This window comes from Martelella sp. HB161492 (assembly GCF_013184775.1).
In the GTDB taxonomy this organism is placed as follows: domain Bacteria; phylum Pseudomonadota; class Alphaproteobacteria; order Rhizobiales; family Rhizobiaceae; genus Martelella.
The window spans coordinates 20,236-33,019 of record NZ_JAATVV010000007.1; the positions used below are offsets into that span (position 1 = coordinate 20,236).

14 protein-coding genes are annotated in these 12,784 nt (G+C 59.9%); 3 read left to right on the forward strand and 11 right to left on the reverse strand.

The features are described from left to right. Window positions 1-108: 108 nt before the first annotated feature. Window positions 109-315 carry a YqaE/Pmp3 family membrane protein gene (locus HCK86_RS12720; RefSeq protein WP_141150842.1) on the reverse strand — a complete coding sequence of 69 codons (207 nt, stop codon included), beginning with the start codon at window positions 313-315 and terminating at the stop codon, window positions 109-111. Window positions 316-603: 288 nt separating this feature from the next. Between HCK86_RS12720 and HCK86_RS12725 the strand changes: the two genes are divergently transcribed. Together HCK86_RS12725 and HCK86_RS12730 are read left to right on the forward strand one after the other, a co-directional pair. Further along, a complete protein-coding gene (locus HCK86_RS12725; protein WP_176084867.1) occupies window positions 604-1,347 on the forward strand; it encodes a Bax inhibitor-1/YccA family protein in 744 nt (247 codons plus the stop codon). A gap of 107 nt (window positions 1,348-1,454) precedes the next feature. Beyond that, window positions 1,455-2,003: a GNAT family N-acetyltransferase gene (locus tag HCK86_RS12730; protein ID WP_176084868.1), complete on the forward strand. Its 549-nt coding sequence runs from the start codon at window positions 1,455-1,457 to the stop codon at window positions 2,001-2,003. Window positions 2,004-2,048: 45 nt separating this feature from the next. Here the strand turns inward: HCK86_RS12730 and HCK86_RS12735 are convergent, their stop codons facing one another. Next, a complete protein-coding gene (locus HCK86_RS12735; RefSeq protein WP_176084869.1) occupies window positions 2,049-2,438 on the reverse strand; it encodes a DUF2794 domain-containing protein in 390 nt (129 codons plus the stop codon). A 375-nt stretch (window positions 2,439-2,813) separates the two neighbouring features. Between HCK86_RS12735 and HCK86_RS12740 the strand changes: the two genes are divergently transcribed. Continuing rightward, window positions 2,814-3,980 carry a GNAT family N-acetyltransferase gene (locus tag HCK86_RS12740; protein WP_176084870.1) on the forward strand — a complete coding sequence of 389 codons (1,167 nt, stop codon included), beginning with the start codon at window positions 2,814-2,816 and terminating at the stop codon, window positions 3,978-3,980. Window positions 3,981-4,041: 61 nt separating this feature from the next. Here the strand turns inward: HCK86_RS12740 and HCK86_RS12745 are convergent, their stop codons facing one another. The 9 genes from HCK86_RS12745 to pstC form a co-directional block, all read right to left on the reverse strand. Next, the gene (locus HCK86_RS12745; RefSeq protein ID WP_176084871.1) at window positions 4,042-4,617 is read right to left on the reverse strand and encodes a hypothetical protein; all 576 of its coding nucleotides are present in this window, start codon (window positions 4,615-4,617) and stop codon (window positions 4,042-4,044) included. Window positions 4,618-4,796: 179 nt separating this feature from the next. Then, window positions 4,797-5,723 carry a carbohydrate kinase gene (locus tag HCK86_RS12750; RefSeq protein ID WP_176084872.1) on the reverse strand — a complete coding sequence of 309 codons (927 nt, stop codon included), beginning with the start codon at window positions 5,721-5,723 and terminating at the stop codon, window positions 4,797-4,799. An 84-nt stretch (window positions 5,724-5,807) separates the two neighbouring features. After that, window positions 5,808-6,503 (reverse strand): orotate phosphoribosyltransferase, encoded by a 696-nt coding sequence (locus HCK86_RS12755; protein WP_176084873.1) that lies wholly within the window; start codon window positions 6,501-6,503, stop codon window positions 5,808-5,810. A gap of 371 nt (window positions 6,504-6,874) precedes the next feature. Then, window positions 6,875-7,225 (reverse strand): DUF805 domain-containing protein, encoded by a 351-nt coding sequence (locus tag HCK86_RS12760; protein WP_176084874.1) that lies wholly within the window; start codon window positions 7,223-7,225, stop codon window positions 6,875-6,877. Between the two features lie 453 nt (window positions 7,226-7,678). Beyond that, a complete protein-coding gene (gene phoB / locus HCK86_RS12765) occupies window positions 7,679-8,362 on the reverse strand; it encodes a phosphate regulon transcriptional regulator PhoB (protein WP_141150833.1) in 684 nt (227 codons plus the stop codon). Between the two features lie 27 nt (window positions 8,363-8,389). Next, a complete protein-coding gene (gene phoU / locus HCK86_RS12770) occupies window positions 8,390-9,103 on the reverse strand; it encodes a phosphate signaling complex protein PhoU (protein WP_141150832.1) in 714 nt (237 codons plus the stop codon). A 43-nt stretch (window positions 9,104-9,146) separates the two neighbouring features. Further along, on the reverse strand, window positions 9,147-9,962 hold the full coding sequence (gene pstB, locus HCK86_RS12775) for a phosphate ABC transporter ATP-binding protein PstB (protein ID WP_176084875.1): 816 nt from the start codon (window positions 9,960-9,962) through the stop codon (window positions 9,147-9,149). Window positions 9,963-9,970: 8 nt separating this feature from the next. Next, window positions 9,971-11,275: a phosphate ABC transporter permease PstA gene (gene pstA / locus HCK86_RS12780; RefSeq protein ID WP_176084876.1), complete on the reverse strand. Its 1,305-nt coding sequence runs from the start codon at window positions 11,273-11,275 to the stop codon at window positions 9,971-9,973. After that, the gene (gene pstC, locus HCK86_RS12785; protein ID WP_176084877.1) at window positions 11,272-12,753 is read right to left on the reverse strand and encodes a phosphate ABC transporter permease subunit PstC; all 1,482 of its coding nucleotides are present in this window, start codon (window positions 12,751-12,753) and stop codon (window positions 11,272-11,274) included. Before pstC ends, pstA begins: the two co-directional genes overlap by 4 nt. Window positions 12,754-12,784: the final 31 nt, after the last annotated feature.

Consider the following 12,784-nt stretch of genomic DNA (forward strand, 5'->3'; position numbering starts at 1 on the left):
GACGCCTTAGGGCATCGGCTCGAAAATCGGAATCGATTTTTGAAAAGAACGATGCGTCGATGAAATAAGATGGAGCGTCCTGGTGCGTCCAAAAGGACGCACGGCGCGTCAGTCACGCCGGTCGCGCAACGCATCCAGCAACGCATCATTGCGACGGTCGGCGTAGAAATTCTGCACTGCAAACAAGGCCCAGATGGCGGCAACCGGCCAGCCGATCAGCGTGATCTGGAGAATGAGGCAGATGATGCCGGAGATCGGCTTGCCGATGGTGAAAAACGAGAGCCAGGGGAGGATGACCGCGATGAAATAGCGCATGGATACGTCCTTTCCGGTTACTGATCCGTCTGCCACGGAAAACCGGTATTTTCCGGCGGCTTTTCAGTCAGATGGGGTGCCGGGAGCCGATTTTGAGGGGGCGTTGACAAATACTGACGAAATTTTGAGTTTCAGTCTGCGCTTTTTGCACGCAAAAGCCTTGTATCACCACTATTCTCCCATCATATTATCCACAGGCTTGCTGGGCTCCGCAGCGGCGCCGGGGCGTGTGCTATGGGTGCACCGCCCGACACCGTAACCCATACGGAGCTTTTAAAGAGGAATTCAATGGCTGATCTTCGTAACTATCAGAACCGCGCGCAGACGGGAGTGCGTTCGGATGCTGAAATCGACCAGGGCCTGCGCGCCTACATGCTCCGGGTCTATAACCTGATGGCGCTCGGTCTGGTGATCACCGGTGTGGCGGCCTTTGGTGTTTTCAGCCTGTCCGTCTCCAACGGCCAGCTGACCCAGTTCGGCCAGGTCATGTACGCATCCCCGCTGAAGTGGCTCGTCATGTTCGCGCCGCTGATCGCCTTTTTCTTTCTGGCGTTCCGCATCAACAAGATGACCGTAGCCGCCGCGCAGGGCGCCTTCTGGGTCTATGCCGCACTCACGGGACTTTCGCTGTCGACGATCTTTCTGGTCTATACCGGGCAGAGCATCGTTCAGACCTTCTTTATCACCGCTGCCTCCTTCGGCGCCCTTTCGCTTTACGGCTACACCACACGGCGTGACCTTTCGGCGATGGGTTCCTTCATGGTGATGGGCCTGTTCGGCATCATCATTGCCATGCTGGTCAACATCTTCCTGCAGTCGGCAGCGCTCAGCTTCGCTGTCTCCGTTCTCGGCGTTCTGGTCTTTGCCGGTCTGACGGCCTGGGACACCCAGAAGATCAAGGAAATGTATTATGAAGGCGATGGCCACGAAGTCGCCGGCCGCAAGGCTGTCATGGGCGCGCTGACGCTCTATCTCGACTTCATCAACATGTTCCTGTTCCTGCTGCGCCTGTTCGGCAACAGCCGCAACTGATCGCATCAGAACCAATCATCAAAGGCGGCCTTCTGGCCGCCTTTTTTGTGCTTGCCAAAGGAAAAAATGCGACACACAGTCATGGGCAAAACACGAGATTTCTGACCATGAGCATCACAATCCGTCCGGTGGTCCACGCCGATCTTGCCGCCATTACCGGAATCTATGCCGAAAGTGTTCTGAACGGCACGGCGAGCTACGAACTCGACCCGCCGGACGAGGCAGAAATGCGCGCCCGCATGGATGCGATCCTTGAAAAGCGCTATCCCTATTTTGCCGCCACTGACGATACCGGGACGCTGATTGGCTATGCCTATGCCTCGGCCTTCCGCACCCGTCCGGCCTATCGCTGGATTGTTGAAGATTCAATCTACATCGCCAAAGACCAGCGCGGCCGCGGTATCGGCAAGGCGTTGCTTTCAAGCCTGATCGATGCCTGCCAGAGCCTGGGTTTCCGGCAGATGATCGCCGTCATCGGCGGCGCGGCACCAGCCTCAGTTGCCTTGCATCGCGGTCTAGGCTTTGCCGATGCCGGCAGGCTTGAGGGCACCGGCTTCAAGCATGGCCGCTGGCTCGATACCGTTTTCATGCAGAAAAGCCTCGGCGAAGGCACGGCGACGCTGGCAGATACGACGCGCTATCCAGGCGTCATGTGAAGCGACCGTTCCGGCGCAAGCGGAGCTCTCGCGGAGAAAAGATCGCTATTTTTCGACAAGCTTCAGCTTGCGATCGAAGACCTTCAGCACCTGGCGAAGGTCGTGACCCCGTTTCAGTACCATGCCTGCGGTGTTGGTGACGGAAAAAGCCCCCTGCTTGGCAGCAAGCTTCGGGTTCTTCTCGATGCGATAAAGCGGCATTTCACCCGAGCGCTTGAACACGGAAAAAACCGCACAATCCTTCATATGGTCGATGGCGTAGTCGCGCCATTCGCCCTCACCGACCATGCGGCCGTAAATCCAGAGGATTGCATCGAGTTCGCGCCGATGAAAGGTAACCGGCAGGGCGTCCTTGCCGCCATTGCGATATTGCCCGAGATCAACCACAGCCGCGCCGCGGCCGCTTGTCTGCTTCGCTTCCGGCTCTTCCGCCATCAAAACTCCTGTTTCAACGTGACAGGTTTGAGACAGTCTGAACGCTTCAGACAAAATTGCAAGTCCTGCAGCAGACATGTGGGGAAAAGCCGAACGGGCCGGGTGCTTTCCGAACGCTTTATTAACCTTGAGGTCTTAGTTTTTCTTAACAAAGATCCACCCTGATCCAGTATCGCGTATCATGCCAAAATCGCCCGTCACCACGTTCGCGCCCATCTGCCAGAAGCCGTCGACAGAAGCGGTGTCGCGCCGCGATGCGCTGACACTTAAGGCATGCGCCATTGCGATCCGTATTGCGCATCATGTCAAACACCTGGTCCAGTTGCCGGGAACGGATAAGGTTTTTCAGCAAGCGCTGACGGGGGGTGCGCTCAGATGAGCATCATCCGGCGTGATATCGGTCCCAAACCGCCATCGCGGCTGAAGACCAAGCTTTCCGTGGTCCGCGCCGGACGCACGGTTGCCGATCTCCGGCTTGAGCTGAGAACCGGTGGTGAGTTCTCGGTATATTCGCGCGCGCCGGAAGAGTTTGAAACGGCGATGGAGCGCCTCGCCACGGATGCGATCGAGGCGAACATCTTCCATACCGCCGCTTTCACCCATACCGCGCTCAATCAGGAGGGAAGCGGCCTCAGACTGGCGCTGATCGGCACGCCACAGGCCGGCGGCGACCTGCTTCTCGATGCCGCACTGCCATTCCGGATTGAACAACAGGCCGGCACTGGCGTCATCTGCGCCTGGGCCGAGCCCGATATTGCTTATGCGGCACCGCTGATTGCGCGCCGCAACCCGATGGCAACGCTTGATCAGCTGTTTGATGCGCTGGGCGGCCAGCTTGTCAACCTGCCGCCTGTTCTGGTTTTCGAGGGGCTTGTCGCCGATGGCCCCTTCATGCGCTATGCCCGGGCGGCGGCGGCCGCACGCGGGCTGTTTTTCCGCGTCGCGGCGTCGCGCCGGGCAAAGATACTGACCCCTGCCGGCCTGACATCCCCCTCCCCCTCGGCAGAAGAGCGGCGGCGCTGGACGGCCATGCTGGAGAAGTGGACTGCCCTTTCCGGGCCGGATGGACTTGCCTTTGAAATGGCGCGCAATCCGCGTGAGATTGAAGCTCAGATCGAGATGCTGGCCCCGCTTCTGGATGAAAGCGGCGGCGCTGCCGATATTGTCGGCCTTGGCGCCGTGGCGCGCAGGCTTTCCGCCCGCGACCATCTGAGGCTTTATACGCTGAAACATCATGGCGCACTCGTTGCCGCCGTCCTGCAACCGGTTCTGGCCGGCGAGGCCTGGGTCTGGCAGATCTATGTTCATCCTGAATTCAGCGTCTTCGCACTGGATGAGCAGCTGCTGCTGCGTCTCGGCGAATGGAACCCGACAGATCCCAACATCACCACGACACGGATATCGGTCAGCAACAATGATCGGCTTGCCTCAAGCATCTGGCCGGAAGAAGAGGGCCGCGCAACGCTGATTGTCGGCCTGCGCCCGGAAAGCGAGCGCGCCGTCGATGCCGTTGCTGCCTTCCATGACACGGTCCGGGCCTAGCGCATCGGATGCGATCGAGGGCTTGCCCGAAGGCCAACCAGGCAGGGGGCATGATCAGGGGTCAGGAGTGACAGGATTTCAGGCCTGTTCCGGCCGGTCGCGCGAGAAGCTGTGCCACATCGATATCGGCAACAAGCGGATGGAAGCCACTGTCATCATCCCCCTTTATCAGAATGTTGATCGGAGCTGCTCCTTCCGCGCCACCACCATTCCAGCAGGCCTTTTCAAGCCCCACCGAAAAGCCGGGGCGGACATCACCGCCGGCGGCGCGCACCGCCTCCATGTCGCCCTGCTGCTCACGCAGATCCAGTGCATCACCCGGCCGGAGCCGCAGGACATGCACGACCTGACCGGGCTTGATACGTGTCGCAACGCCCTGGCCTTCGGCTGTGTCCGGAACCGCGACAAGATCATAGCTTCTGGTGATCGTCTTGCCGGCCGGGTCCTGCTGGAAAACGGTGAGTGCCACGCCCGATGCCGGCAGTCTCAACGCCTCGGGCGCGAGAATGGCAATTCTGAGCGCCGCCGGATTGGTGGCAATCGGTGACGGCAAAGGATCCGGCGCCGGCGCAAAGAGCGAACAGCCTGAAACCAGCGCCAGCGGCACAAGCGCCGCTGAACCGATCAATCGTGACATCAAACGCATCAGCCCAACCGTCATCATGGTTAATTTTCGGTCAAGATAAGCGCGCAGGGCTTAACACGCTGTAAACAGCGCGCTGAAAATCATGCAGGCCGGACGCTGCCAGGCATCCTCCCGGCAGCAGCCCGCCTTCCGCACGGCGCAATGCGCGTCGTCGAAATGTCTGATGGCGTTCAGAGGCCTATCTCATTGGCAAAGGGCGGATTGGCGCCCGCGCGCGAGACCGTGACAGCAGCAGCCTTCGCGCCAAGCGCCAATGCATCGGCGATCGCCGCGCGCGAGAGCGATGCCACCTTGTCCACGCTCAAAAGCCCGGCAAGATCGAGAGACGCCAGCACGCCGGCATCGAATGTATCGCCGGCACCAACCGTATCGACCACCTCCACCTTTTCGCTCGGCACCTCGACACGATGTTCGGCGGAATAGCCGATCGCGCCATCGGCGCCGCAGGTCACGATCACCAGGCTAGCGCCCGCCTCAAGCCAGAAGCGGGCCTTGTCATCCATGCTGCCGGAAAGGTCGAACCAGTCGAGGTCCTCATCCGAGAATTTGACGATATCCGACTTCGCCGCCATGCGCCGGATCCGGGCCTCATGCGCTGCCTTGTCGGTGATGAAGCCGGGACGGATATTGGGATCCAGCGAGATGACGCGGCGGCCGGCCTCCCGCATCAAAAGCGCTTCATAGGTCGCGCCGCAGGGTTCCGGTATCAGACTGATGGCGCCGAAATGCATGGCCGAAACATCATCGCCGATAACCGGCAGATCCTCTGCCGTGATCATGCGCCCGGCCGTGTTTTCATCATAAAAGGCATAGGATGCCGAACCATTGACCAGTTTGACGAAAGCAAGCGTCGTCGGGCGGTCGGAAATGGCCGAATAGGAATAGTCGACCCCGGATGCATCCAGCTTTTCGCGGATGACGTCGCCCATCAGATCGCTGGAAAGACCCGTGAAAAAGCCGGTCTCGCGCTTCAGCCGCGCCAGCGCCACCGCGGTGTTGCAGACAGCACCGCCAGCATAGGGGGCAAAGCCCGTCTCCCCTTTTGTCGTCTCACGTGGCAGCATGTCGATCAAGGCTTCGCCGCAACACAGGATCATGTCTCTCTCCCTTTCAGACAATGGTCCGGGCCCGCCAGCCTTTGCAGCCGCTGAGCCCGGAAGATGTTCAGCCGTCCGCCCGGCTCACACGATCAGTTCATCGCGACCGCCATGGGCGCGCGACCACTCCATCGGGTGATCAAGAAAGGCGGCAACGGCCTTGAGCTTTTCGTCATCGAAGAGCGCCTTTTCACGCGCCACAGCCAGCACATGACGCCAGGTGGCGATATGATGCAGGCTCACACCGCCTTCGCTGAACCGCTTCGGTGCTTCGGCAAAGATATCGTAGAAAAACAGGGCCAGACCATGTTCGACCACACCTTCGGCGGCGCGGATCGCGTTGATGAAGGTAAACATGGAGCCGCCAGCGGTCGTCAGATCCTCGACGACAAGCACGCGCGCGCCCTTGGGCAGATGCCCCTCGATCTGGGCATTGCGGCCATGACCCTTCGGCTTCTTGCGGCAATAGATCATCGGCAGATCAAGGCGTTCCGCCAGAAAGGCAGCAAAGGGAATGCCGGCCGTCTCGCCGCCGGCAACACAGTCAAAGGCTTCAAATCCGGCACCACGCATCACGGTGGCGGCAGCAAAATCCATCAGCGTCGTACGGATACGCGGATAGGAGATCAGCTTGCGGCAATCGATATAGACCGGGCTGACCAGGCCTGACGCCAGCTTGTAGGGCTCATCGGGCGAGAAATGCACCGCGCCGATTTCCCAGAGCATTCTGGCCATCAGATCGCCCATGACTTCCGGTTCGGCAAAACTGGCGTGGCTCATCGCATTCCCTTTCGTCGCTGTCGTCTTTGCCGCCCGCGCATCATCAAATAGCCCTCATGGCCTGACGGTGCGCAAGCGATACGCTAAATCTTTCTTGAGAGCGCCTTGGTGCGCCCGGGGCAACGCTCAATGCATTAGCGGATGCAGGCTGAAGCGGCCTTCAGTCAAGCACCCGAGATGCATTTCATCGTCTTTTCCGGTCAGAAACGCCCTTTTCGGACTGGACAGGGGAAATGTTCGGTCCCGCTGCCATGGCGCAAGGCTCAGCGCCGCCTCAGGCGATCCGTCCGGATCCGGCACCAAGATAGCGGGAATCCGGAGCATCGCAATGACGGAACCTAAATCGGTTTATTATTTTTTTGCACTGCCGTCTAAAACGGCTTTGGGCCGTATCGATTGCCCTGCTGCACCCCTGGAAGGGCTGACATGATCAGTACCGCAAAGGCACCCAGCACCGGCACCAGATACAGAACCAGCCAGCGGCCGGAACGGCCGATATCGTGGAAACGGCGCACGCTGACGCAGATAAAGGGCAGCAGGAAGCCCAGAAACACCACGAGACTCAGCGCCGGTGAGCCCCAGAAGAAAAGATCAAAGACAACAGCCACAATATTGACCAACACAAAGATCGCGGCAAAACACCAGAATTCCTGACGGCTCGCACGCCCGTGCAGAACACTGTATTTCGACATGGCGAGCGAAACATTGCTTTTGAATGACATCAGCAGTCCCTTCGTCGTTGCCAGACAGTTCTCTCCCCCATCGGAGCGTGCACACTGTCTAGAGCCGGCTCAGGCCCACCATGGGTTTCGTGCCAGCAAGACCGGGGGTCCGTCGCGGAACCGCCCCCCCGACCGCAAAGCGGCGCCTGGTGAATTCCAAAACCGACAGGCTGGTTACTCATCTATTCTGCACTGCGTGAATTTCGATACCGAAACATGACAGCGCGATCATCTACCCACAAAGTGTTGAAACCAAAACCCGTGCGCCAAACTCAACCGGAAATTTCATGAAAACGTAGCATATGTCAGGAAATAGACAACGGCGAATCCGAAAATTAGGGCAAAACAGACGAACAAGCCCATAAAACAACAAACAAAACAGGATCATCCCGGCTCAGGAAGCATCATATATTCAAAGTTTAAAATATATGATGCTTCGAAACCCGGAGAAAGTCAGACTTCCATCGCATAGCCAGCACCGCGTACTGTGCGGATAACATCTTGCATTTGCGAAAAATTCAGAGCCTTGCGCAGCCGGCCGACATGAACATCGACAGTACGCTCGTCCACGTAGATGTCATGTCCCCAGACGCCATCGAGCAGCTGGGCGCGCGAAAAGACCCGGCCCGGCGAGCTCATCAGAAATTCGAGCAGGCGGAATTCCGTCGGCCCCAATCTGACTTCACGGTTTTTGCGATGAACACGATGGGTTTCGCGATCAAGCTCGATATCCCCGCATTTGAGCACGGTCGAGAGCACTTCCGGGCGCGCGCGGCGCAGGATCGCCCGCACCCGTGCCATCAGCTCAGGCGTGGAGAAAGGCTTGACCACATAGTCATCGGCGCCGGTGGCAAGCCCACGCACGCGCTCGTTTTCTTCTCCGCGTGCCGTCAGCATGATGATCGGCAGCCGCTCGGTTTCGGGACGCATCCGCAACCGCCGGCAAAGCTCGATCCCGGATACGCCAGGCAGCATCCAGTCTAGCAGCAAAAGATCGGGCACCCATTCCTGCAGGCGGATTTCAGCCTCATCCCCCCTGAGGATCGTTTCGACCTCATAACCTTCGGCTTCGAGGTTGTAGCGCAGCAGAACACTCAGCGCCTCCTCGTCTTCCACCACGGCGATTTTCGGAACCATTGTTCAAACTCCGTCCTTCGGAAAGCTTCAGATGTCGTCAGAACCGACAGCGGTCGAGCGGTCGTGTTTCGGACGCTCACCCTGCGGCTGCGACCCGGTTGAAATATAGTAGATCATCTCGGCGATATTGGTCGCGTGGTCACCGATGCGTTCGATATTCTTGGCGCAGAAAAGAAGGTGCGTGCAGGTGGTGATGTTGCGCGGATCTTCCATCATATAGGTCAAAAGCTCACGAAACAGCGATGTGTAGATCGCGTCGATTTCGTCATCGCGCTCACGGATCGAATTGGCTTTTTCCGGCTGCCGGGCGGTGTAGACATCCAGCACTTCCTTCAGCTGGATCAGCGCAAGTTCGGAAAGATGCTCGATGCCATGAGCAAGCTTTCGCGGCACGCCGGTGCCCTGCACGGCGATGACCCGCTTGGCCGTGTTCTTGGCGAGATCACCGACCCGCTCCAGATCGGCGGCAATCCGGATCGCCCCCATGATCTCGCGCAGATCGGCGGCCACCGGCTGACGCCTTGCGATCACCACCACCGCCTTGTCGCCGATCTCGCGCTCGGCTTCGTCCAGCATCAGGTCATCGGAAATGACCTTCTGGGCCAAAGCGCTGTCAGTATTGACCAGGGCGCGCACACTTTCGCCGACCATTTCCTCGGCAAGACCACCCATCTCGGAAATGCGGCGCTGCAGATATTTCAGTTCCTGATCATAGGCTGTCAGAATATGTGAAGGGGCCATGTCTCTTTCCTTTCGGCCGCAAGGCTCGCGAAGCGCCTGGCTGTTATCCGAGGCGTCCCATGATGTAATCCTGGGTGCGGTTGTCGGCCGGATTGGTGAAAATCACATCCGTATCGTTTTCCTCCACCATGTGCCCCTGATCGAACATCGCCGTGCGCTCCGAAACGCGGGCCGCCTGCTGCATCGAATGGGTCACCATGATGATGGTGTAGTTCTCCTTCAGATCGAAGATCAGTTCCTCGACCCGGGCTGTGGCAATCGGATCAAGCGCCGAACAGGGCTCGTCCATGAGAATGACTTCGGGCCGCACGGCGATCGCCCTTGCGATGCACAGCCGCTGCTGCTGGCCGCCCGAAAGGCTGGTGCCGGGCTCGTGCAGCCGGTCCTTGACCTCGTTGAACAGCCCGGCCTTGATCAGGCTGGTCTCGACGATGGCATCAAATTCGCTGCGGCTTCTGGCAAGGCCATGGATCCGCGGCCCGTAGGCGACATTTTCATAAATCGACTTCGGAAACGGATTGGGCTTCTGGAACACCATGCCGACACGGGCCCGCAATTCGACAACATCCAGATCCGGGGAATGGATATCCTTGCCATCCAGCAGAATGCGGCCGCTGATGCGGCAATTGTCGACCGTGTCATTCAGCCGGTTCAGCGTGCGCAGAAAGGTCGACTTGCCGCAGCCGGACGGGCCGATCAGGGCAGTCACCGCATTGGCGCGGATCTTCAGATCGACATCGAAGAGCACTTTCTTCTCGCCGTAGAAGACTGAAACCTGTTCGCTGACGAACTTGTATCGCATTGCGTTCATCTCAACATCCGTTGCCTGGGCCCCAAGCGGCCCTGAAATCCTGTTCATCGCCCGCCCTATCGCCGCCTGGAAAAGCGCCGCCGCAACAGGGCTGCTGTCAGATTCACCGCCATAAGGATCACCAGAAGCACAATGATCGCCGCCGCGGTGCGCTCGACAAAAGCCTCCTGCCCCTCACCTGCCCACATATAGATCTGCACCGGCAGAGCCGTTGCCGGATCCAGCAGGCCTGAAGGATAATCGGCAACAAAGGCGACCATGCCGATCAGAAGCAGTGGCGCCGTCTCGCCGAAAGCCTGAGCCAGGCCAAGAAGCGTTCCCGTGAGAATGCCGGGCATCGCCAGCGGCAAGACATGATGAAACACCACCTGAACCCGCGACGCACCGACAGAAAGAGCCGCCTCGCGGGTGGAGCGCGGCACGGCGGCAAGGGCGGCGCGCGTGGTGATGATGATGGTCGGCAGCGTCATCAGCGTCAGCACCAGACCGCCAACCAGTGCTGTCGAGCGCGGCATGCCAAGCAGGCCGATGAATACGGCAAGCCCCAGCAGACCGAATACGATGGACGGCACGGCAGCCAGATTATTGATATTGACTTCGATGAGATCGGTGAAGCGGTTGCGCGGCGCAAATTCTTCCAGATAGATCGCTGCCCCAACGCCGACGGACAGTGACAGCAACATCACGATCGCCATCATCGTAAGTGAACCGGCCATGGCAACGCCGATGCCGGTGGTCTCCGGCCGGCTGGATGCGCCGTTGACGAACAGTCCCGTATTGAAGCGCGCGCCGAGCAGACCCTGAGCGTCAAGCGTTTCGACAAAGCCGCTCAGCACCATTTCGTCCGGTTTCATGCTCGCCCCCGCCGAAGCGCCCTTCCGGATCTTGTCCAGCTCCGAGGAGGCCAGAAGCGCGACCGGCTCGCGGCGCCCCAAAAGCGACGGATCGGCCATCACCATATCGCGCAGGGTAAAGCGCGTGCTGAGCGAGATCAGCCGCATTGCCTGACGGCTGGCATCCCTGTCAGCCGGATCGATGCCGAGAACCTGATCCAGCGCCTCGGAGACAAGCGGCATATAGTTCACGGTCTGGAGCCGGTCGGGATCCTCCACCCCCTGACCCGACGGATCGATCACATCGGTCGCAAAGGTGATCGGCAGGGTGACGACCGTCTGACGGAATGCGCCGGCTCCGCGGTCAACCACGTTGAAGATCAGTGCGGCCAGGAAAAGGAGCCCCAGCAGAATGGCGGCCATCCCCGCCAGCCGGAAACGGCGCTCGGCCGCATAGCGGCGTCTCAGCCGCCGCTTGCGCTGCTTCTCGTCCAATGGCCAGGCCGGTATGTTGACGTCGTGGGTCATTCATACTGCTCCCGATAGCGGCGGACGATATAAAGCGCATAGATGTTGAGGCCGAGGGTCAACACGAACAGGGTCAGCCCCAGGGCAAAAGCGACAAGCGTCTGCGGTGATGTGAATTCGAGATCGCCGGTCAGCTGGCTGACAATCTTGACCGTGATCGTTGTCATCGGCTCGAAGGGACTCATATGCAGCTGGGCGGCGACGCCAGCCGCCAGAACCACGATCATCGTTTCACCGATGGCCCGCGATGCCGTCAGCAGCAGAGCGCCGACAATGCCCGGCAGAGCGGCCGGAAGCACGACCCGCTTGATGGTTTCAGACCGGGTGGCGCCGAGACCGAGAGAGCCTTCGCGCAGATCCTCAGGCACCGCGTTGATAATGTCATCGGCGAGCGAGGACACGTAAGGGATCAGCATGATTCCCATGACGACACCCGCCGTCAAAACCGACTGCGCCTGAATGAAGGCGTTATAGTCGCCAGTCAAAAGCCGGCTGAGCGAAGCCGAAAGATCGCGAAAGAACGGCCCAACGGTCACCAGTGCAAAAAAGCCATAGACGATGGTCGGAATACCGGCCAGCACTTCCAGAACCGGCTTTGCCACCAGCCGCAGCCGCGGCCCCGCATATTCAGCCATGTAGATCGCGGCATAAAGCCCGATCGGAACGGCAACCAGAAGCGCAACAAGGGCAATATAGAGCGTGCCGGCAAGCAGCGGCACCAGCCCGAACTGACCGGACGGCTGGTTCTCGCCCGCCAGTCCGAAACGGGGATCCCAGACCGTGCCAAAGAAAAAGGCGCGCGGCGAGACGATCGAGAAGAAGCGCAGCGCCTCGGTCAGCATTGACAGCACGATGCCGAGCGTCGTCAGGACCGCCAGCGAGGATGCCAGGATCAGACCCGCCAGAATCAGCTGCTCGATCCGGCTTCTGGCCCTGAAGGCCGGACGTACCTTGCGGTAGGAGATCGCCATGCCGCAAAGGGCAACAAGCACCACAAGCGCCACAAGACACAAGCCGCTCACCCGCCAGGCATGATCGAGCCTGACGGCCGCCTCTATCAGCATCCGGGACGGATTGTCGGCAACCGGAACGCCTGTTCCCGCAAGGGCATCGGCGATGGAAATGTCGCCAGCGCTGATGGCGGCGACACTGCCTGCGGGAAGCCGCGCCAACCCGGCGGCAATCTGCGCCACAGTCTCATAGGCGAGATCCTGCATGGCTGGCGACTGCGTGGAAAGCGCATCGGGAAAGCCCGAGCGGATATAGCTGCCAACAATTGCAGGGCTCGCCACCAGCCAGACAAGCACAACAACAAGCGCCGGCAAGACCGTCGCAACGCCGACAAAGGCGCCGTGATAGACGGGACGGGAATGAGGCCGCTGCCGCGCGTCCGAGAAGGCAAGCGCACGGGCACGCGCTGCCAGAAAACCGGCGAGGCCAAGGGCGGCAAGCAGAGCCAGGGTCAGCGCTAGAAACATCTCAAACGTCCCGACGGGTCAAAGCCAGATC

What these genes read in the sequence shown, in the direction of transcription:
- HCK86_RS12720 (WP_141150842.1), bottom strand. Translation starts at nt 315, where the DNA reads ATGCGCTATTTCATCGCGGTCATCCTCCCCTGGCTCTCGTTTTTCACC.
- HCK86_RS12725 (WP_176084867.1), top strand. Translation starts at nt 604, where the DNA reads ATGGCTGATCTTCGTAACTATCAGAACCGCGCGCAGACGGGAGTGCGT.
- HCK86_RS12730 (WP_176084868.1), top strand. Translation starts at nt 1,455, where the DNA reads ATGAGCATCACAATCCGTCCGGTGGTCCACGCCGATCTTGCCGCCATT.
- HCK86_RS12735 (WP_176084869.1), bottom strand. Translation starts at nt 2,438, where the DNA reads ATGGCGGAAGAGCCGGAAGCGAAGCAGACAAGCGGCCGCGGCGCGGCT.
- HCK86_RS12740 (WP_176084870.1), top strand. Translation starts at nt 2,814, where the DNA reads ATGAGCATCATCCGGCGTGATATCGGTCCCAAACCGCCATCGCGGCTG.
- HCK86_RS12745 (WP_176084871.1), bottom strand. Translation starts at nt 4,617, where the DNA reads ATGTCACGATTGATCGGTTCAGCGGCGCTTGTGCCGCTGGCGCTGGTT.
- HCK86_RS12750 (WP_176084872.1), bottom strand. Translation starts at nt 5,723, where the DNA reads ATGATCCTGTGTTGCGGCGAAGCCTTGATCGACATGCTGCCACGTGAG.
- HCK86_RS12755 (WP_176084873.1), bottom strand. Translation starts at nt 6,503, where the DNA reads ATGAGCCACGCCAGTTTTGCCGAACCGGAAGTCATGGGCGATCTGATG.
- HCK86_RS12760 (WP_176084874.1), bottom strand. Translation starts at nt 7,225, where the DNA reads ATGTCATTCAAAAGCAATGTTTCGCTCGCCATGTCGAAATACAGTGTT.
- phoB (WP_141150833.1), bottom strand. Translation starts at nt 8,362, where the DNA reads ATGGTTCCGAAAATCGCCGTGGTGGAAGACGAGGAGGCGCTGAGTGTT.
- phoU (WP_141150832.1), bottom strand. Translation starts at nt 9,103, where the DNA reads ATGGCCCCTTCACATATTCTGACAGCCTATGATCAGGAACTGAAATAT.
- pstB (WP_176084875.1), bottom strand. Translation starts at nt 9,962, where the DNA reads ATGAACAGGATTTCAGGGCCGCTTGGGGCCCAGGCAACGGATGTTGAG.
- pstA (WP_176084876.1), bottom strand. Translation starts at nt 11,275, where the DNA reads ATGACCCACGACGTCAACATACCGGCCTGGCCATTGGACGAGAAGCAG.
- pstC (WP_176084877.1), bottom strand. Translation starts at nt 12,753, where the DNA reads ATGTTTCTAGCGCTGACCCTGGCTCTGCTTGCCGCCCTTGGCCTCGCC.